Genomic DNA, 20,789 nt, shown 5'->3' with positions numbered 1-20,789 from the left:
TCAAATTATTCTTAAACTAATACCTTCTATATTTTTTAGTTTCTTCAAATACGTGTTCAAATATGGCTTTATCTTGTTCTGTAAACTCTAAACCTCTTCTAGCCATAACAACATTAGCTACCTCAAAAGCTTTTTTAGTTAAGTAAGTTGTAAAACCAGCATTTCCACCCCAACTATAACTAGGTATAAAGTTTCTGGGGAAACCACTACCAAAAATATTAGCACTTACACCAATAACGGTTCCTGTGTTAAACATAGTGTTTATACCACACTTACTATGGTCTCCCATCATAAGTCCACAAAACTGTAATCCTGTTTTTGCAAAACCTTCGGTTTCGTAATCCCACATACGTACTTCAGCATAATTGTTTTTAAGATTAGAATTATTTGTATCTGCTCCTAAATTACACCACTCACCTATTACAGAATTTCCTAAATAACCTTCGTGCCCTTTATTTGAATTTTGAAAAAGCACTGAGTTTTTTATTTCGCCACCTACTTTACAATAAGGTCCAATAGTAGTTGGTCCATAAATTTTCGCACCCATTTTTATTCCAGCACCTTCGCATAATGCTAATGGCCCGCGTACAAGCGCACCTTCCATAACCTCGGAGCTCTTTCCTATATATATTGGCCCACTGCTTGCGTTTAGTGTTGCGAATTCTAAAGAAGCACCTTTCTCTATAAAAATATTTTCTGATGCAATTATATTATTACTCGATGAAATAGGTTGAGATTTTCTATCTTTAGTTATTAAATTAAAGTCTTCTTGAATAGCCTCTCCATTTTTAGAAAAGATATCCCAAGTGTGCTCTATTTTTATAACATCAGAATTAAATTCTATTGCATCATAAGTATCAAAATCAACTTCTTCTTGAGAAGCTTTAGTATAAAAAGCAATAACATTTTCCTTATTAAAAATAGCTTGATTCTCTTTTAAACCTTTTACAAGGTTTATTAAATTTTCATTTGGTAGATAGGAGGCACTTATCATTATATTTTCATCCATCTCAACCATAGGATATTTATCTGATAAATAATCTTCGGTTACCGTAGTTATTGTTGACCCCAAATAGGCCTCCCATTTTTCTCGAATAGTTAAAATACCTACTCTAATATCTGCAACGGGTCTTGTAAAAGTAAAAGGCAACAAATTATTGCGTGAAGGACCATCAAAAAGAATATAATTCATCTATACTTACATTTAGAAAGCCCAAATATAGACATTACAGCAAGTACTTGTATCGTATTTTAGCTAGTAAAATAGCAGGTTATCGTTGTGTTCGAGAACACCAAAAAACCGAACATAAAAAAAGCCTTTCAGTTATTTTGAAAGGCTTTAAAATATTTACGCAACTAGGTTTATTTTTTAAACTTAGCGTATTTAGTTTTGAATTTATCAATACGACCAGCAGTATCTACTAATTTAGATTTACCAGTGTAATATGGGTGAGATGTTCTTGAAATCTCCATTTTAACAAGCGGATATTCAACACCATCAACCTCTAAAGTTTCGTTAGTATTTGCAGTAGATTTAGTTAAAAACACATCGTCGTTAGACATATCTTTAAATGCTACTAATCTATAATTTTCTGGATGTATACCTTTTCTCATCGCTAAACGCTTTTTATTCTTTATAATTTTCGAGCTGCAAATTTAAGCATTTTTTGTAAATGCACAATACTTTTTAATGTTTTTTATTATCACAAAAAATGTAACGTTTTGTTATCTTTGAATACTAACTAATCAACTAACAAATTAAACAAAATATTATGGAAACAAAAGAACTCACACCAGGTAATTTTTCAGTTAATTACGGATTAATTCTGGGAGCAATTATGGTACTTATTTCGGTAACTCTTTATGCAACAGGAATGGCTTTAGAGGGGATCCAATGGCCTAATTACTTATACTATATAATATTTCCAGTAGTAATCATGTTTGCTATCAGCTCATATAAAAAACAAAACAATGGTCTTTTGACCCTGTCTAGTGCTATAAAAATAGGACTTCTTATAGCTATTATTAGCGCTTTAGTGAATGTAGTTTATGGTTTAATATTTAACTATGTTATAGATCCTGAATTTATGGGACAAGTGATAGAAAAAACTGGAGAAAAACTATTAGAAAACCCTAATATTACACCAGAAATGGTTGAACAGCAAATGGAAATCATGAAAAAATTTCAAAACCCTTTGTTAGGTTCTGCAGTTTGGGTAGCATTAAGTGCTATTTTTGGATTAATTTATGCTTTAATTGGTGGATTAGTAATGAAAAAAGAAGCGTAGTATTCACTTAAATAATTTCAGTATTTTTGAAGTGTAAAATTTTGAAACATATAAATGAATATATCTGTAGTCATACCACTACTTAACGAACAAGAGTCTTTAACAGAATTAAATGATTGGATTGCAAAAGTTATGCAATCCAATCATTTTTCTTATGAAGTTATTTTTATTGACGACGGCAGTACCGATGATTCTTGGGAAATTATTAGTAGTTTATCTGGCAATAATAAACAAGTGAAAGGAATCCGTTTTTTAAAAAACTTTGGAAAATCTCAAGCATTACACGCTGGCTTTGAGAGAGCTCAAGGCGATGTTGTAATTACCATGGATGCCGATTTACAAGATAATCCAGATGAAATTCCTGAGTTATACAATATGGTTGTAAATGATGGGTACGATTTGGTTTCTGGTTGGAAAAAGAAACGCTACGATTCTGTAATAGCTAAAAACTTACCATCAAAATTATTTAATTGGGCCGCTAGAAAAACCTCTGGTGTTAAACTGAATGATTTTAATTGCGGACTTAAAGCCTACAAACTGGATGTTGTTAAAAACATTGATGTTAATGGCGAAATGCACCGCTATATTCCTGTGCTTTCTAAAAATGCAGGGTTTAACAAAATTGGAGAAAAAGTAGTACAACACCAAGCCAGAAAATATGGCGAAACCAAATTTGGAATGAATCGTTTTATACACGGTTTTTTAGATTTAATAACTATTTGGTTTTTATCACGTTTTGGTAAACGCCCTATGCATTTATTTGGTGCTTTAGGGTTTATTATGTTTGCCATCGGATTTGGGTTTTCTTTCTATTTAGGTGTTGACAAAATTTTTATAAACCCTATGGGTAGGCTTATTACCCAACGTCCGCAATTCTACATTGCATTATCTACCATGATAATAGGTACTCAGTTTTTTGTTGCTGGTTTTTTAGGCGAAATTATTTTACGCACCAAGCAAAATAAAAAGCGCTATTTAGTTAAAGACGAATTGAATTTTAATTAAAAAATTTACAGCTAAAAGGTTATAGTTATTAAATTTTGTTTCTAAATTACAAAAACAATAAACTAACTAATGAATTGCTTATTTTTGCAATTGTGTAACTAATTAACGCCTATCATGATTCACATTAAACCAGAAATTTTAAAAAGAATAAATACGTGGTTAACACCAACTTTTGATGAAGAAACGCAGCAAACTATAAAAGATAGTATTGCTAGTAATCCAGAAGATATTCAAGAAAGTTTTTACAAAGATTTAGAATTTGGAACTGGTGGAATGCGTGGTATTATGGGTGTTGGCACCAACAGAATAAACAAATACACACTTGGAAAAAACACGCAAGGATTAAGCGATTATTTACACAAATCTTTTCCCAACGAAACGCCTAAAGCAGTAATTGCTTACGATTGTAGACACAATAGTAAATCTTTAGCAAAAGTGGTTGCCGATGTGTTTTCTGCTAACGGTATTGAAGTTTATTTATTTGAAGATTTAAGAGCTACCCCAGAATTATCATTCGCATTAAAACACTTAAACTGCCATTGTGGTATTGTTTTAACGGCATCACATAATCCTCCAGAATATAACGGCTACAAAGTATATTGGCAAGATGGCGGGCAACTGGTACCACCACATGACGATGCCATTATTAGTGTGATAGATCATTTAGATTATGCTGATATAAAATTTGAAGCTAATAATAATTTAATTCACTATATAGGAAAAGAGGTTGACAACGCTTTTATTAATGCATCTGTAAGCAATGGCAGCTTTAACACACCACAATCAGCAAAAGACGATTTAACAATTGTTTTTACATCACTACATGGCACATCTATAACTGCAGTTCCAGAAACTTTAAAACGAGCTGGTTATAAAAATGTACATATTGTTAAAGAACAGGAAGTGCCAAATGGAGATTTTCCAACAGTTGCTTCACCAAATCCAGAAGAACCTGCTGCTTTAAAAATGGCGTTAGAATTAGCTGATAAAGTAAATGCAGATATTGTTATTGGTACCGATCCAGATTGTGACAGATTAGGTATTGCAGTTCGTAATTCAGAAAACGAATTACAATTGCTTAACGGAAATCAAACCATGCTAATGATGACCGATTTTCTTCTTAATCAATGGAAAAAAGAAGATAAAATTAAAGGTAAAGAATTTATAGCTTCAACAATAGTTTCAACACCAATGTTAAACAAGCTTGCTGCATCTTACAATGTAGAAAGTAAAATTGTGCTTACTGGTTTTAAATGGATTGCTAAACTAATTCACGACTTTAAAGATCTTAATTTTATTGGTGGGGGCGAAGAAAGTTTTGGCTATATGGTAGGCGATTTTGTGCGCGATAAAGATGCCGTAACTTCAACACTTTTAGCTTGCGAAATTGCAGCTCAAGCCAAAGCAAATGGTGGTTCGCTTTATAAAGCATTAATAGATTTATATGTAGCACATGGTTTCTATAAAGAACATTTAATCTCATTAACAAAAAAAGGTATTGAAGGCGCAGAGGAAATAAAACAAATGATGATTGATGCTCGTGAAAACCCGCTTAAAATAGTTAATGGTTCTAAAGTGGTTAAAATTGAAGATTATCAATTATCAGTTTCAAAAAATATGCTAACTAATGAAGAATCTGTAATTGATATTCCAAAATCAAATGTATTAATTTATTATACTGAAGATGGAACACAAGTGGCTTTAAGACCAAGTGGCACTGAGCCAAAAATTAAATTTTATATGAGTGTTAACTGCTCTTTAAATTCAGCATCAGAATTTAAAACCGTTGAAGCACAACTTAATGCTAAAATAGCAGCTATTGTTAAAGACATGCAATTAAGCTAATGAATCATTTTATAAATATTTTAAAATACGCAAAACCTTATAAGCGTTATGCCATAGGACACATTATTTCTAATGTGTTTTTTGCTTTATTTGGCACACTATCTTTTGTAGCTTTAAAACCTATGCTAGATGTTATTTTTAAGAAAGATAATATAGACCCATGCAGTGGTGAAGCAATAACTCAGATTACCCCAAGTGAACCTGTTTATTCTGGTTTGATGGAGATTGATGACTATATTGAGGACTCACTAGCATACAACATGCACCTATTTACTGGTGGAGATGACTCAAAAGCATTAGTATTTGTAGTTGGGTTAATTATTGTTATGTTCTTACTTAAAAATATTTTTGGCTATTTAGCTAATTATTTTTTAGTATTTCTTAGAAATGGTGTGATTAGAGATATTAGAAATAATGTTTATAAAAAGACTGTAGAATTACCGCTTTCTTATTTTTCAGAACAACGAAAAGGTGATATTTTATCGAGAGTTACCAGTGATGTTCTAGATTTACAATATTCTTTTTTATCTGTTTTAGAGCTTATTATTAGAGAGCCATTAACCATTATTTTCACTATTACAATAATGCTTTACATAAGTCCGCAACTAACCTTATTTATTTTCATTTTTATCCCCATAATGGGCTTTATTATTTCAAAAATTGGAAAAAGCTTAAAGCGAAAATCAGATCGCGTTCAAAAAGAACAAGGTGTGTTTTTATCTACATTAGAAGAAACACTTACTGGACTGCGTATCATTAAAGGTTTTAGTGCAGAAGATAAATTTAATAAAAGCTTTCAGGAGTCAACAACACGGTTTTATCATTTTTCAAATAAATTACTAAACCGCCAAAATCTAGCGTCTCCAAGTAGTGAGTTTTTAGGTATTTGTATGATTGCTGTTATTTTATGGTATGGAGGTAATTTAGTACTTGGGGGCGAAACTAATTTAGACGGTAGTACATTTTTAGTATTTATGGGCTTATCTTATAATATATTAACTCCAGCTAAAGCTATTTCAAGAGCGCTTTACAACATTAAAAGAGGTGGCGCTGCCGCGGAACGCATTCAAGAAATTATAGACACACCAAACCCTTTAAAGGATAAAGAAAATGCTATTGAGAAAACAAGTTTTGATTCTGAAATTGAATTTAAAAACATCTCATTTAAATACCAAGACGAATACGTATTAAAAAACTTTTCTCTAACCATTCCTAAAGGAAAAACAGTGGCACTTGTTGGGCAATCTGGCAGCGGAAAATCAACCATAGCCAACCTAATTACACGTTTTTACGATGTAAACAAAGGGCAAATTTTAATTGATGGTATCGATATTCGTGACTTAACAACAAGCTCTTTAAGAGCGCAATTAGGTATTGTAACCCAAGACGCCATTCTTTTTAACGAAAGCATAAAAAACAACATGAAATTGGGTAATGATAAGGCTACCGATGAACAAATAATTGAAGCTTTAAAAATTGCCAACGCTTGGGAGTTTGTTAAAGATTTACCAGAAGGTATTAATACTAATATTGGTGATGCTGGTAATAAACTTTCTGGCGGACAAAAACAGCGCTTGAGTATTGCACGCGCCGTATTAAAAAGTCCACCAATTATGGTTTTAGACGAGGCCACCTCAGCACTTGATACTGAAAGTGAGCGGCTGGTACAAGTAGCTTTAGAAAACATGATGAAAAACAGAACATCTATTGTTATCGCTCACCGTTTATCAACAATACAAAACGCTGATGAAATCGTAGTTTTAAAGAAAGGTGAAATTGATGAACAAGGACAACACAACGATCTTATTGCTAAAAACGGTACCTATAAAAAATTAGTAGAAATGCAAAGTTTTGAATAGAAGCTACATCTGTAAAAACTAAAAAAGGATAGAGATTTGGGTTTCTATCCTTTTTTTTATTCATTGCTAGACTTGGGGACAAACTAGCAACATAAGTAGGTTTCTGGTACAAACATAAATCAAAAAAACAGACTACACAAGAAAAAATACATTTAATCGTATTTAAAATACACTTAATCGATAAAATATAAATTAAACACTTGTTTTTCAGTGTTTTAAAAATATTAAAAAATCCTATTAAACTTTTAGTATATTTAATAGTCTAACAAGCAAACTATTTCTTTGATTGACGACTCACAATTATTAGAACAATTAAAATCTGGCTCCTATAAAGAAAAAGCCTTTAAAACCTTGCTTTCCCTTTATAAGGAGCGTTTGTATTGGCACATTCGTAATATAGTTAAATCGCATGATGATGCAGATGATGTGCTACAAAACACCTTTATAAAGGTTTATAAAAATATTAATAACTTTAAGGGAGATAGTAAACTATTTTCATGGATGTATAGAATAGCCACAAACGAGTCCATTACGTTCATTAACAAAAAAGCAAAACGATTACAAGTAACAAGCGAAGAAGTACAACAAATAGCTATAAATAATTTAACGACAGACGTTTATTTTGAAGGTGATACCATTCAACTAAAACTACAACAAGCCATTGCAACGTTACCACAAAAACAACAATTAGTTTTTAATATGAAGTATTTTAATGAAATCAAATATAAAGATATGTCTGTTATTTTAGAAACTAGTGAAGGCGCTTTAAAGGCATCCTATCATATTGCAGTAAAAAAAATAGAAGACTATTTAACTAAAAATTAAACCTTTTAAACAGAAATTAGTCTAATAACTAAATGAAAAACAACAATTTACATAACATAAAGTCTTCAGGTTTTAAAACACCAGGAAAATATTTCGAGTCTTTTGATGAAATTCTTTTAACCAAATTAAAAAATAAAGATGAATTAAAGGTTAGTAAATCGACAGGGTTTAAAGTTCCAGACGATTATTTTAAAACCGTTGATGATAAAATTTTAAGCAGCCTCGATAATAAAGAAGAAACCAAAGTAATCTCCTTATTTTCATGGAGAAAAGTAGCTTATGCATCTGCAGTAGCTGCAAGTTTAATACTTATGTTTAGCATCACTTTTAATGCTTCAGAAAAATTAACTTTCGATTCGTTAGAAACAGCTTCTATTGAAAATTATTTAGTTGAAGAAGGTTTTACAACTTACGAGTTAGCCACTTTATTAACCGAAGAAGAATTAAGTTCAGAAACATTTATAAACACCAATATTTCAGAAGATTTATTAGAAGATTATTTATTAAATAACACAAATATTGAAGATTTATTAATAGAATAAACATATAAAACAAGCATGAAAAAAATTATAATAACAATGCTTTTTGCGAGCTTAACATTAACTGCCTTTTCGCAAGGAAAAGAGAGAAAAGAACATATTAAAGCGCTTAAAGTAGCACATATTACAGAAGAATTAAATTTATCAGAAAAAGAAGCGCAACAATTTTGGCCAATATACAATGTATATGATGATAATATTTTTAAACTAAAGCACCAAGATATTAGAAGTATTCGTAAAGAGATTAAGGATAATTATGAAACACTCACTGATGAAAAATCTCAAGAATTATTAGATAGGTTATCAAAAGCTGAAAACAGTTTACATAACGAACGTATAAAATTAGCTAGTAAACTAAAAACAATTATTTCCCCTAAAAAAATACTTCTATTACAAATTGCTGAAGAAAGTTTTAAAAGAAAACTTTTTGAGCAATATAAAAAGAGACGTCAAGAAGGCAAAAAAAGAAATTAGAATAAAAATAGACTTCTCTTTTTTATTCTCTAAACGTTAACTTAGAAATTCTTCCAGCGCCAGCCGCATACGCAACACTATCATTTAAAAATCTGATGGTATAAAAACCCTCATCGCTTAAACGCTTCCATGTATCTCCGGAATCATTACTATAATCAATCCCTTTAAAACCAATAGCAATCAACTCCTTCCCTGCTCTATTTGGAATATATTGTACACAACTTCTATATCCAGGATTTTGATTTTGCGCTACCAACTCCCAAGTTTTTCCACCATCATTAGTTCTTATTTTATTGGCAGCGTTACCTTCTGGTTTGGTATAATCGCCACCAATTGCAAAACCATTTAAAGCATCATAAAAATCGATAGAATACATACCTTCTGTTTCTTTTTCCTTAACTATTGGCGTATCAAATACCTCCCAAGTATTTCCTTTATCGGGTGAATAATAAACGCGTCCAGCTGTAGTTGCAACCCATGTATTATAACCAACAATGGCAATATTAGTATCACTTGCGGCAAAAGCACCTTCATTTTCAGCTCCTTTTGGTAAATCATCACAGAACAATTTTGTCCAAGTAGTTCCACCATCACGAGTAATTATTATGCTTAAACATCCTCCTACTAAATCTCCAATGGCAATACCTTCGTTATCATTCCAAAAAGTCATGGCATCATAAAAAACCCCTTTGGCAGCTTCTTCATAAACCAATTCCATTTTTCCATCATGTCCTGTTTTAAACAAAAACGCTGGGTTTTCAATACTCAGCATAAAAAAATCCTCTTTAGTGTGTGCCACAGATCTAAAATGCAAATTAAAAGAATCTTTATGTTGTATGGATGTTTGCCATAATTCATTTTTAGGATTGTAAAGTCCAAAAACACCATTATTGGCAGCAAAAGCCAAACTTTTATCATCGAGTATATCAATGGCTCTAATACTCAACAACGAATCCTCAAAAATAGTTTCAATTTCAACCTTAGAAAAATTCCTCAGTTTAAACTTTCTTTTTTCACCACAAGAAAACAAAAACAACAAAACACAAAAATTGGCAAAAAACGTTTTCATAAATACAAATTTGCAAGAAAGATAAGTCTATTCACTCAAAAAATAAAAACATTCGTGTATTCCTAGCATTTAGCGTAACTTTGCAGCCTTATTTATATACGATGCGATTACACAGAAATTTATGCTTTGCAGTTATTGATGGTTTAACCTTAATTTTTAACGAAGGAAAGTATGCCGATAAAGTTATTCAACAACTTTTAAAACGCGATAAACGTTGGGGCGCACGCGATAGAGGTTTTGTTGCCGAAACGACTTACGATATGGTACGTTGGAAACGTTTATATGCTGAAATTGCAGAGGTTAAAGAACCTTTTGATAGAGATAATCTGTGGCGCATGTTTGCTGTTTGGGCAACTTTAAAAGGTATAAAACTACCCGATTGGAAATATTTTGAAGGCACACCTTTACGCAAAATAAAAGGGCGCTTTGATGAGTTATCGAAAATTAGAAAATTCAAAGAGTCAATTCCAGATTGGATAGATGAATTGGGAGAAAAAGAATTAGGAAAAGCGGTTTGGACTAAAGAAATTACTGCTTTAAACGAACAAGCCGATGTTATTTTAAGAGTAAACACCCTTAAAACCACTAAAGAAAAATTACAAGAAGTACTATTTGATTCTGAAATTGAAACTGAGTTTTTAGCAAATTATCCGAATGCTTTAAAATTAAAAGAACGCGCCAATGTATTTTCTACCGAAGCTTTTAAAAATGGCTGGTTTGAAGTACAAGATGCTTCATCGCAATTGGTCGCTGAGTTTTTAAATGTAAAACCAGGAATGCGTGTTGTTGATGCTTGTGCTGGTGCAGGTGGTAAAACGTTGCATATTGCTTCTTTAATGGAAAACAAAGGGCAAGTTATTGCTATGGATATTTATGGCAATAAATTAAATGAATTAAAGAGGCGTGCCAAACGAAACGGTGCGCACAACATTGAAAACCGTGTTATAGAATCTACTAAAGTGATTAAAAAATTATATGATAAAGCAGATCGTGTTTTAATTGATGCACCTTGTTCTGGTTTAGGAGTTTTACGTAGAAACCCAGATGCTAAATGGAAATTACAACCCGATTTTGTTGAAAAAATAAAAACCACACAACAAGATATTTTACAACAATATTCTAAAATGGTTAAAGCTGGCGGACAATTAGTTTATGCAACGTGTTCGATACTACCATCTGAAAACCAAGAACAAGTAGCTGCCTTTTTAAAATCGGAAGGTGGAGAAAATTTCACCTTAGTTAAAGACAAAAAAGTACTAGCTCACCAATCTGGATTTGACGGATTTTATATGGCGTTATTGGAGCGTAAAGCTTAAATCCAATTGTTTTTATGTCATTCTGAAGAGTACCAAAGTGCGACGTGAGAATATCAAAATTAATTTTTACTTTTATAAGAGATTCTGAAAACTAGTTCAGGTTAATGAAAGCATGCCTTTATATGAAACCAAAAAACATCGTATTCCTCGGGAAAAGCATTGACAATTATATCGCTGGCAAGAATGGAGAACTAGATTGGTTAGACATGATTCCAAATCCAGACCAACTAGATATGGGTTATAACACCCTCATGAATGAAGTTGATGCCATTATTATGGGCAGAACCTCGTTTGAAACCGTTCTAGGTTTTGATATAGAATGGCCTTATACCAAACCCGTATTTGTCTTAAGTCATTCACTTAAAACAGTTCCTGAAAATTTAAAAGACAAGGTTACTTTATTAAATGGAAATGAAACCTATGTTTTAAACACTATTCACAAAAAAGGATTTAACAACTTGTACATTGATGGTGGTAAAGTGGTTCAAAATTTTTTAAAGCACGATTTAATTGATGAATTACGCTTAACCACTATTCCTATTATTTTAGGTGATGGTATTCCGTTGTTTGATGTGTTACCAAAATCGTTAGAGTTTGAGCATGTTAAAACAGAAGTGTTTTATAACCAGATTGTACAGAGTTGTTATAAACGAAAAAAGAAAATATGAGCACTACAGAAATAATATTGGCAATCCTAACAAGTTCAGTTTTTTCAGCAATACTAACTTCCTTTTTTAATTGGAAGCTTCACAACTCAAATTACAAAAAGGATTATTATAAAAAACTATTAGACAAAAGGCTCAATGCTTATGAAGATTTAAATCGCTTCATAAATATACTTTCTAATATTGTCTATACCGAGAAAGGCATGATTCATGGACTATTTTGTGGTTCAGTAGGATTTAATCACATTTCTTCAGAACTACGAAAAACTCAGGAAAAAAGTTTTTGGTTAGATGATATCACTGGTCACAAACTCACTGAATTAAGTGTTTTTTTATTTAATAATGTAAGTGGCAAAATAGATGATTCATTGCCTGAAGAAGTAACCAGAGAAAAGTATTATGAATTAGGAATAGAACATTACCAAAAAATAGAAGAGTTTAAAGGCACATTAAAATTCTTCATGAATAATGAATTAAAAAGGCTCTATAAAGTTGAAGATTTCTTTAATGACGACAGAATTGGTTCAAAAACTTATCCTGTTTATGAAAAAGAAATTAACAAGTAAATCATTCATTTTTCTGGTTAATGGTAACTAATCTAAAATCCCACCTTTCAAACCGACTAAATCAAACCATTACAAAAGTATCATCGGTTAGTGGTGGCGACATTTCACAAGCTTATAAAATTGACACTGCAAACAACTCATATTTTTTAAAACTGAATAGTGCCAGCACATTAAACATGTTTCAAACCGAAGCTTATGGTTTAGACCTGATTGCCAAAACTAACACAATAAAAACACCAAAAGTTTTAGCTTTTGATAGTTTTGAAAATTCTGCCTTTTTACTGATGGATTTTGTGGAATCTAAACGAGCTACAACAGAAGATTTTAAACTTTTAGGAGAACAACTGGCTACTCTACATAAATGTTCTTCGGATAATTTTGGATTAGATAAAGATAATTACATAGGTAGTTTACCACAAAGCAATTCTGCCCACAAAAATTGGGTTGAATTTTATACTCATGAGCGCTTGTTACCTCAACTTGAACTAGCGAAACAAAAAGGTTTACTTTCTGTTGCTGAATGTCCGTCTGAACAACACATTAAAAATCAGTTAGAATTATTGTTTAAAGGCATAAAACCATCGTTACTTCATGGTGATTTATGGAGCGGTAATTATCTTATTTCAAAAAATGGTGAACCGTATTTAATTGACCCTGCCGTTTATTACGGACACAACGAAGTTGATATTGCTATGACAAAATTGTTTGGTGGTTTTGGTGAATCTTTTTATGAGTCATATCACTCGTATTATCCATTGGATGAAAATACATCTGCTAGAATAGACATTTACCAATTGTATTATTTGTTGGTGCATTTAAATTTGTTTGGCAGTAGTTATTATAGCTCGGTAAAATCAATTCTTCAAAAATATTTTTAGCATTTCTGTCATTCCGCACTTGATGAGGAATCCACAAAAATAAAGCAAAATGGATTCCTGCCGAAGTTTATCTTGAGCGAAGTCGTAAGGCAGGAATGACAAAACCTTAGCGGACAAGTGCGTTAGGGATTGAAGCATTTGTTGAAGCTCCCCGACGCAGGAGGGAGCGACTGCTGAAAGCCCGACCTGAAAGGTAACGTCCAAATAATTGAAAGTCTTGTTGAAAATACTGTTAATAACAGCTTGCGCTTTGATAAAAAAAGACATTCTGAATGGTTAAAAATGTGTATTTTTGCACTTTCTTTAAACACACACAAATAGATAGATAATGATTCATTTCTTTGGAAACACAAATAGCAAAGTTTTTGCTGTTCAAACAACAAAAGAATTATCAACTGAAACCATCTCAAAATTAGTATGGTTATTTGGCAACCAGCCAAAAATAGAGCAAGCATCATTGGATGCTTTTTTTGTTGGTCCGCGTGCTGCTATGGTAACACCTTGGAGTACCAATGCGGTTGAAATAACTCAAAACATGGGGGTTTCTGATATTATTAGAATTGAAGAGTTTCAATCGGTTTCAGAAGATTTTTCAGATTTCGACCCGATGATTTTTGAAAAATTCAATGGGTTAAATCAAGACTCATTTACTATTGATATTCAACCAGAACCCATTTTAGAAATTAAGGATATAGCTGCTTACAATCAACAAGAAGGATTATCATTAAGTGATGAAGAAGTTGAATATTTAGAAGATGTTTCAAAAAAAATTAACAGATCATTAACCGATTCTGAAGTTTTTGGTTTTTCACAAGTAAACTCAGAACATTGTCGCCACAAAATTTTTAATGGAACTTTTGTGATTGATGGTGAAGAAAAACCAACATCACTTTTTAAATTAATAAAAGAAACCTCAAAACAACATCCAAATGATATTGTTTCGGCATACAAAGACAATGTAGCTTTTATAAAAGGTCCAAAAGTGGAGCAATTTGCTCCAAAACGTGCCGATGTTCCAGATTATTATACCACACAAGATTTTGAATCGGTAATTTCACTTAAAGCAGAAACTCATAATTTTCCAACAACCGTTGAGCCTTTTAATGGTGCTGCAACAGGTTCAGGCGGAGAAATTAGAGATAGACTTGCTGGAGGAAAAGGTTCGTTGCCATTGGCTGGAACAGCAGTTTACATGACTTCATATTCTCGTTTAGAAGAGAACAGATCATGGGAAAAAGCATTTTCAGAACGCAAATGGCTATACCAAACGCCTATTGATATTTTAATAAAAGCATCAAACGGCGCATCAGATTTTGGAAACAAATTTGGTCAACCACTTATTTGCGGTTCAGTTTTAACTTTTGAACATGACGAGAGTAGCGATGTCACCCTGAGCGCAGTCGAAGGGTCTCAACCACGTAAACTTGGTTACGATAAGGTGATCATGCAAGCTGGTGGTATTGGCTACGGAAAAATAGATCAAGCATTAAAAGACACTCCAAAGCAAGGTGATAAAATAGTCATTCTTGGTGGTGAAAATTACCGTATCGGAATGGGTGGTGCAGCGGTATCATCAGCAGATACAGGTGAATTTGCTTCAGGTATCGAATTAAATGCGGTACAACGCTCTAACCCAGAAATGCAAAAACGTGCTGCTAATGCTATTCGTGGTATGGTAGAAAGCGATGAGAATTTTATTGTTTCCATTCACGATCATGGAGCTGGTGGACATCTAAATTGCCTATCGGAATTGGTTGAAGATACAGGCGGAAAAATAGATTTAGACAAATTACCTGTTGGCGACCCAACACTTTCTGATAAAGAGATTATAGGAAATGAATCTCAAGAAAGAATGGGATTGGTTATAGGTGAAGAGCATTTAGAAACTTTACATAAAATTGCAGACCGCGAGCGTTCGCCAATGTACACCGTAGGTGATGTTACAGGAGACGACCGTTTTACTTTTCAATCTAAAACCAAAGGCAATAAACCTATGGATTTAGCCATGGAAGATATGTTTGGAAGTTCTCCAAAAACAATATTGACCGATAAAACTATCAAAAGAAATTATAAAGATGTTACTTATAATTCTGATAATTTTTATAAGTATTTAGACCAAGTATTACAACTAGAAGCTGTAGCGTGTAAAGACTGGCTAACCAATAAAGTTGACCGTTGTGTTGGTGGAAAAGTGGCGAAACAACAATGCACAGGACCATTACAATTACCGCTTAACAATGTTGGTGTTATGGCGCTAGATTACAAAGGAAAAGAAGGTATTGCAACTTCTATTGGGCACTCGCCTATTTCTGGATTAATCAATCCAATTGCTGGGAGTAGAAACTCCATTACTGAAGCCTTAACCAATATTATTTGGGCACCACTTAAAGATGGTTTAAAATCCGTTTCGTTATCTGCAAACTGGATGTGGCCTTGTAAAAATGAAGGTGAAGATGCACGTTTATATGAAGCAGTACAAGCTATTTCAGAGTTTGCTATCGATTTAGGCGTTAATGTTCCTACCGGAAAAGATTCGCTTTCTATGAAGCAAAAATATCCGAATGAGGAAGTGATTGCTCCAGGAACGGTTATCGTTTCTGCTGCTGCTAATTGTAACGACATTACTAAAGTTATAGAGCCTGTTTTTCAAAAAAATGCAGGTGATATTTATTATATCAACCTATCACAAGATGATTTTAAATTAGGTGGAAGTTCGTTTGCACAAATACTTAATAAAATAGGGAATGAAACACCAAATGTAAAAGATGCATCTTACGTTAAGAATGTATTTAATACCATTCAACAACTAATTAAAGATGAACAAATTATTGCTGGACATGATGTAGCTTCAGGCGGGTTAATTACAACGTTACTAGAAATGTGTTTTGCTGACACTAATTTAGGTGCTGAATTAGATTTAAGTGTTTTAAATGAAAAAGATTCTTTTAAAATCTTATTTGCCGAAAATTCAGGAATTGTGTTTCAAGCAAAAGATGCTTCAGTAGAAACAGTTTTATCAGAAGCAAATATTGAGTATTTCAATATTGGAAAAGTAACCGAGTCTGATGTACTAAATGTTATTAATCAAGCTGAAGTATTCACTATGACAGTATCGAGATTAAGAGATGTCTGGTATAAAACCTCTTTCCTACTCGACCAAAAACAAACTGCAAATAATTTAGCTGAAGATAGATTCAACAATTACAAAAATCAACCTTTACAATATACCTTCCCTAAACATTTCACTGGAAAATTACCAGTCATAGGAAATACAAGGCCTAAGGCAGCTATCCTTCGTGAAAAAGGAAGCAACTCTGAACGTGAAATGGCTAATGCTATGTATTTAGCTGGTTTTGATGTGAAAGACGTGCACATGACCGATTTAATTTCTGGTCGTGAAACTTTGGAAGACATTCAATTTATTGGAGCCGTTGGTGGCTTTAGTAATTCTGATGTTTTAGGCTCTGCAAAAGGTTGGGCAGGCGCTTTTAAATACAATGAAAAAGCTAATACAGCACTTAAAAATTTCTTTGAAAGAGAAGATACGCTTTCCGTAGGAATCTGTAATGGCGCACAACTTTGGATGGAATTAGATTTAGTAAATCCAGAACACGAAATTCATGGAAAACTAACTTATAATAAGTCACATAAACATGAAAGTTCGTTTACTTCAGTAAAAATTCAAGAAAATAATTCTGTAATGTTATCAACCCTTGCAGGAACCACTTTAGGGGTTTGGATTTCTCATGGTGAAGGTAAATTTAGTTTACCTTACTCTGAAGACAAATACCATATTGTTGCAAAATATGGCTATGCTGAATATCCTCATAATCCAAATGGTTCAGATTTTAATACTGCTATGATGTGTGATAAATCGGGGCGTCATTTAGTAACGATGCCACATATTGAGCGCTCAACTTTTCAATGGAATTGGGCACATTACCCTAAAGGTAGAAAAGACGAAGTTTCGCCTTGGCTAGAAGCATTTGTTAATGCTAGAAAGTGGATTGAAAAGCAATAAAAACAAAACTTATTAAAAAAAAGCTCCTTTAGTTAAAATTACTTTAGGAGCTTTTTAATTACTTCAGCAAATGTGTTTTCTATGGTAAAAGATGTGTTATTTGTCTAAATAACGATATATTAATTTATATTATTTTTAACTTTAAATAAGTTATCAAATAAACCATGAAAATTAATTTCATTTCTCTTCTACGTAAAAGGCAAATCAACTTAGTCATGTTACTGATTGGATTACAGTGTTTTACCCAAAACAAACCTAATGTTATTGTAATTTATACAGACGACCAAGGCGCTATTGATTTAGGTTGCTACGGCGCTTCAGATATTTACAGTCCCAATATCGATAAACTTGCTAAAGAAGGTACTCGTTTCACGCAGTCGTATGTAGCTGCACCTGTTTGTGCACCATCAAGAGCAGCGTTGTTAACGGGGAAATACCCTCAAAATGCAGGTGTTAATGGTAACACCTCACATGTCCCAGGTTCTCACGGCATGCCAAATGAGCAATATACGCTTGCAGAACTGTTTAAAGATAACGGATATAAAACTGGGCATATTGGTAAATGGCATTTAGGTATGAGTGCCGAAACTTCGCCAAACGCACAAGGATTCGATTATTCGTTTGGGCATTTAAATGGTTGTATAGATAATTATTCTCACTTTTTCTTTTGGGCTGGACCCAACGTTCATGATTTATATGAAAACGGAAAAGAGGTTTTTTACGATGGTGAATATTTTCCAGATTTAGCTTCAAATAAAGCTTTAAATTATGTTGAAGAACATAAAGAAAATCCTTTTTTTATGTACTACGCTATCAACATGCCACATTATCCCTATCAACCCACAAATAAGTGGAGAGATTACTATAAACATGTTGAAAAACCTAGAGGCGATTACGCTGCTTTTATTTCGACCATTGACGAACGTATAGGGTTTTTAATTGATAAATTGGAAGCACTCGGAATACGAGATAATACGATAATTGTATATCAATCAGATAATGGTTACTCTACAGAAACACGTGCTTTTAATGGCGGCGGAAATTCGGGACCATATCGTGGCGCAAAAAGCAGTTTATTTGAAGGGGGAATTAGGCTACCAACCATAATAAGTTGGAGAAATAATTTACCTGAGAATATTGTAAATGATGAATTTATGTTGAATACAGATTGGCTCCCAACCTTATCTAAGCTTTGCAATTTTAATAATTTACCCAAAAATATTGATGGCTTAGATATGTCTGAAGTAATTAAAGTCCCAAATACCGCTTCACAAAGAACAGAAGCTTTTTGGAAATACGGTAGCCAATGGGCCGTTAGAAATGGTAATTGGAAACTTATGGGTTACCCAAAAGACACCTCACACAAAGGAGAATTAAATTTAGAACGTGATGCTTTATTTCTTTCAAATTTAAGTGAAGATATTTCAGAAATGACAAATCTTGCAGATAAACACCCAGAAATTATTGAGGCACTTAAAGCCAAATATATAGCTTGGGAGCACGGTTATGAAACCGATATTCCTAAAAAAACAAAACTTATAAACCACTTAGGAATAAACGGGAAAATTAAGTCAGTAAATAAGCTTAATAACCGATATAAAAATATCGAAGTACTCATTGATGGGAAACGTGGTTATGTTGATTATAGTTCTGGACAATGGATTGGACAAGAGGGAAATGATTTAGAATTTATTTTAGATTTGAATAAAATAAACCCCATTTCAGAAATAACTATTGGCTATTTGCACAATCCTTCAAATTGGGTTTTTAGTCCAAAACTATTTGAGGTTAGCTTTTCAAATGACGGCATAAATTTCAGCAAAACCATTCAATCTAAAACTTCAACAAAAATCAACGCTAAACATAATTTTATCGAAACCTTAACCGTAAATACAAAACAAAAATCAAGATATATAAAATTGACTATAAAAACCATAAAAGAAATTCCAGAAGAGCATGAAGGAGCTGGTAATTTAGGGTGGATTTTTATAGATGAAATTATTATTAAATAGTAATATATTTAGCATAAGTATGAATAAGTTATGGTTCTCTTTCTTTTTCTGGATTTTAATTGCATCAATAAATCATGCACAAGAAAGACCTAATATTATTTATATAAATATTGATGATTTAGGTTGGACAGATTTATCTTGTTATGGAAGTTCCTATTATGAAACCCCAAATATTGACCGTTTAGCAACTATGGGACTCAAATTCACAAACGCCTATGCTTCAGCATCAAATTGCGCTCCTAGTCGAGCTAGTTTACTTTCAGGCTTATATAGTCCTAGACATGGAATTTACACCGTAAATAGTTCTAAAAGAGGCTTATCAAAACACAGGAAATTAATTCCAACACCTAACACTACTATTCTTAACGATAGTATTATTACTATTGCTGAAGTATTAAAAAAAGAAGGTTATATAACCGCTTCAATGGGGAAATGGCATTTAGGAAAAAACCCCACCTCACAAGGCTTTGATATAAATATTGGAGGCACACATACTGGTCATCCAAAATCATATTTCAGTCCATACAAAAATAAAGCCCTTAAAGATGGTCCTAAAGGAGAATATCTTACAGACAGATTAACTAACGAAGCTATTTCGTTTTTAAATCAACATAAAAATACGCCTTTTTTCTTGTATATGACTTATTATACAGTACATACACCTATTCGAGGTAAAAAAGAACTTATTAAAAAATACCAACAACAACAAACTTCAAAATCACATAACAACCCTACTTACGCAGCCATGATTGAAGCTATGGATACCAATATTGGACGGTTACTAAACACTATTAAAACCTTGAAGCTAAACCATAAAACAATAATCGTATTTACATCTGATAATGGTGGTTTATATTCGGTTTCTGAGCAAACCCCACTTAGAGCCGGTAAAGGTGCATACTATGAAGGAGGAATACGTGTCCCATTAATTATTCGATGGGATAATAAAATTAAACCTAATTCAGTATCAAAAACACCAGTTAATAATATCGATTTTTATCCCACTTTTTTAAATATCACAAAAACACCTCATTCTAATTTAACTTTAGATGGACTAGATCTAACTCCAATCCTTTTCAACAAAGGCAAAATTAAAAAGCGTGCGTTGTTTTGGCATTTTCCTATTTATTTACAAGCTGCTGGAGGTTATAACAAAGATACTGGAAGAGATCCTTTATTCAGAACAAGACCAGGATCCGTAGTTCGTCTCGGAAAGTGGAAACTACATCATTATTTTGAAGACAATGAAGTTGAATTATATAATTTGAAGAAAGACATCTCTGAGCATAATAACCTAGCTTTAAAAAGGTCGAAAAAAGCTTTAAAGCTTTTAAGACTATTAGATCAATGGAGAAATAATACAAAAGCCCCAATTCCAACACTTTTAAATCCAGAATATCAAAATCTTAATTAATATGATAACTACT

General features: G+C 32.6%; 17 protein-coding genes. 14 read left to right on the top strand and 3 right to left on the bottom strand.

All coding sequences use genetic code 11. From position 1 onward, the window contains the following. Nucleotides 1–16: 16 nt before the first annotated feature. Both RG22_RS13095 and RG22_RS13090 read right to left on the bottom strand, forming a co-directional pair. A complete protein-coding gene (locus tag RG22_RS13095) occupies nucleotides 17–1,192 on the bottom strand; it encodes a GlmU family protein (protein WP_034044014.1) in 1,176 nt (391 codons plus the stop codon). 170 nt (nucleotides 1,193–1,362) lie between these two features. Continuing rightward, nucleotides 1,363–1,614 (bottom strand): type B 50S ribosomal protein L31, encoded by a 252-nt coding sequence (locus RG22_RS13090; RefSeq protein ID WP_034044011.1) that lies wholly within the window; start codon nucleotides 1,612–1,614, stop codon nucleotides 1,363–1,365. 158 nt (nucleotides 1,615–1,772) lie between these two features. Between RG22_RS13090 and RG22_RS13085 the strand changes: the two genes are divergently transcribed. The 7 genes from RG22_RS13085 (at nucleotide 1,773) to RG22_RS13055 (ending at nucleotide 8,835) form a co-directional block, all read left to right on the top strand. Next, nucleotides 1,773–2,288 carry a DUF4199 domain-containing protein gene (locus tag RG22_RS13085; RefSeq protein ID WP_034044007.1) on the top strand — a complete coding sequence of 172 codons (516 nt, stop codon included), beginning with the start codon at nucleotides 1,773–1,775 and terminating at the stop codon, nucleotides 2,286–2,288. 54 nt (nucleotides 2,289–2,342) lie between these two features. Beyond that, a complete protein-coding gene (locus RG22_RS13080; RefSeq protein ID WP_034044004.1) occupies nucleotides 2,343–3,293 on the top strand; it encodes a glycosyltransferase family 2 protein in 951 nt (316 codons plus the stop codon). Nucleotides 3,294–3,407: 114 nt separating this feature from the next. Continuing rightward, nucleotides 3,408–5,138: a phospho-sugar mutase gene (locus RG22_RS13075; RefSeq protein WP_204244191.1), complete on the top strand. Its 1,731-nt coding sequence runs from the start codon at nucleotides 3,408–3,410 to the stop codon at nucleotides 5,136–5,138. Beyond that, nucleotides 5,138–6,997: an ABC transporter ATP-binding protein gene (locus RG22_RS13070; protein WP_034044002.1), complete on the top strand. Its 1,860-nt coding sequence runs from the start codon at nucleotides 5,138–5,140 to the stop codon at nucleotides 6,995–6,997. Before RG22_RS13075 ends, RG22_RS13070 begins: the two co-directional genes overlap by 1 nt. 282 nt (nucleotides 6,998–7,279) lie before the next feature. After that, on the top strand, nucleotides 7,280–7,822 hold the full coding sequence (locus RG22_RS13065; protein WP_034043999.1) for an RNA polymerase sigma factor: 543 nt from the start codon (nucleotides 7,280–7,282) through the stop codon (nucleotides 7,820–7,822). A 32-nt stretch (nucleotides 7,823–7,854) separates the two neighbouring features. Then, nucleotides 7,855–8,364, top strand: a complete 510-nt coding sequence (locus RG22_RS13060) for a hypothetical protein (RefSeq protein WP_034043996.1) — start codon at nucleotides 7,855–7,857, stop codon at nucleotides 8,362–8,364. A 15-nt stretch (nucleotides 8,365–8,379) separates the two neighbouring features. Further along, the gene (locus RG22_RS13055) at nucleotides 8,380–8,835 is read left to right on the top strand and encodes a hypothetical protein (protein ID WP_034043993.1); all 456 of its coding nucleotides are present in this window, start codon (nucleotides 8,380–8,382) and stop codon (nucleotides 8,833–8,835) included. 22 nt (nucleotides 8,836–8,857) lie between these two features. On the opposite strand, the gene RG22_RS13050 is transcribed toward RG22_RS13055, so the two are convergent. Then, nucleotides 8,858–9,904: a WD40/YVTN/BNR-like repeat-containing protein gene (locus RG22_RS13050; protein WP_034043991.1), complete on the bottom strand. Its 1,047-nt coding sequence runs from the start codon at nucleotides 9,902–9,904 to the stop codon at nucleotides 8,858–8,860. Between the two features lie 101 nt (nucleotides 9,905–10,005). Between RG22_RS13050 and RG22_RS13045 the strand changes: the two genes are divergently transcribed. The 7 genes from RG22_RS13045 (at nucleotide 10,006) to RG22_RS13010 (ending at nucleotide 20,776) form a co-directional block, all read left to right on the top strand. Next, entirely contained in the window at nucleotides 10,006–11,220 is a 1,215-nt protein-coding gene (locus tag RG22_RS13045; RefSeq protein ID WP_034043988.1) for an RsmB/NOP family class I SAM-dependent RNA methyltransferase, read from the top strand. Nucleotides 11,221–11,342: 122 nt separating this feature from the next. Beyond that, nucleotides 11,343–11,888: a dihydrofolate reductase family protein gene (locus tag RG22_RS13040; RefSeq protein WP_034046092.1), complete on the top strand. Its 546-nt coding sequence runs from the start codon at nucleotides 11,343–11,345 to the stop codon at nucleotides 11,886–11,888. Continuing rightward, a complete protein-coding gene (locus RG22_RS13035; RefSeq protein ID WP_034043985.1) occupies nucleotides 11,885–12,451 on the top strand; it encodes a hypothetical protein in 567 nt (188 codons plus the stop codon). Before RG22_RS13040 ends, RG22_RS13035 begins: the two co-directional genes overlap by 4 nt. 20 nt (nucleotides 12,452–12,471) lie before the next feature. Further along, nucleotides 12,472–13,329: a fructosamine kinase family protein gene (locus RG22_RS13030; protein WP_034043983.1), complete on the top strand. Its 858-nt coding sequence runs from the start codon at nucleotides 12,472–12,474 to the stop codon at nucleotides 13,327–13,329. Between the two features lie 328 nt (nucleotides 13,330–13,657). Further along, the gene (purL, locus tag RG22_RS13020) at nucleotides 13,658–17,350 is read left to right on the top strand and encodes a phosphoribosylformylglycinamidine synthase (protein WP_034043979.1); all 3,693 of its coding nucleotides are present in this window, start codon (nucleotides 13,658–13,660) and stop codon (nucleotides 17,348–17,350) included. Between the two features lie 164 nt (nucleotides 17,351–17,514). Beyond that, nucleotides 17,515–19,362 (top strand): sulfatase-like hydrolase/transferase, encoded by a 1,848-nt coding sequence (locus tag RG22_RS13015; protein ID WP_081997726.1) that lies wholly within the window; start codon nucleotides 17,515–17,517, stop codon nucleotides 19,360–19,362. After that, on the top strand, nucleotides 19,343–20,776 hold the full coding sequence (locus RG22_RS13010) for a sulfatase (RefSeq protein WP_204244190.1): 1,434 nt from the start codon (nucleotides 19,343–19,345) through the stop codon (nucleotides 20,774–20,776). Before RG22_RS13015 ends, RG22_RS13010 begins: the two co-directional genes overlap by 20 nt. The last annotated feature ends 13 nt before the right edge of the window (nucleotides 20,777–20,789 follow it).

It is taken from the genome of Wocania ichthyoenteri Th78, from assembly GCF_000789235.1.
GTDB lineage: Bacteria > Bacteroidota > Bacteroidia > Flavobacteriales > Flavobacteriaceae > Wocania_A > Wocania_A ichthyoenteri.
Note: the sequence above shows the minus strand (reverse complement) of the source record. Positions and strands in the feature narration are given on the sequence as shown.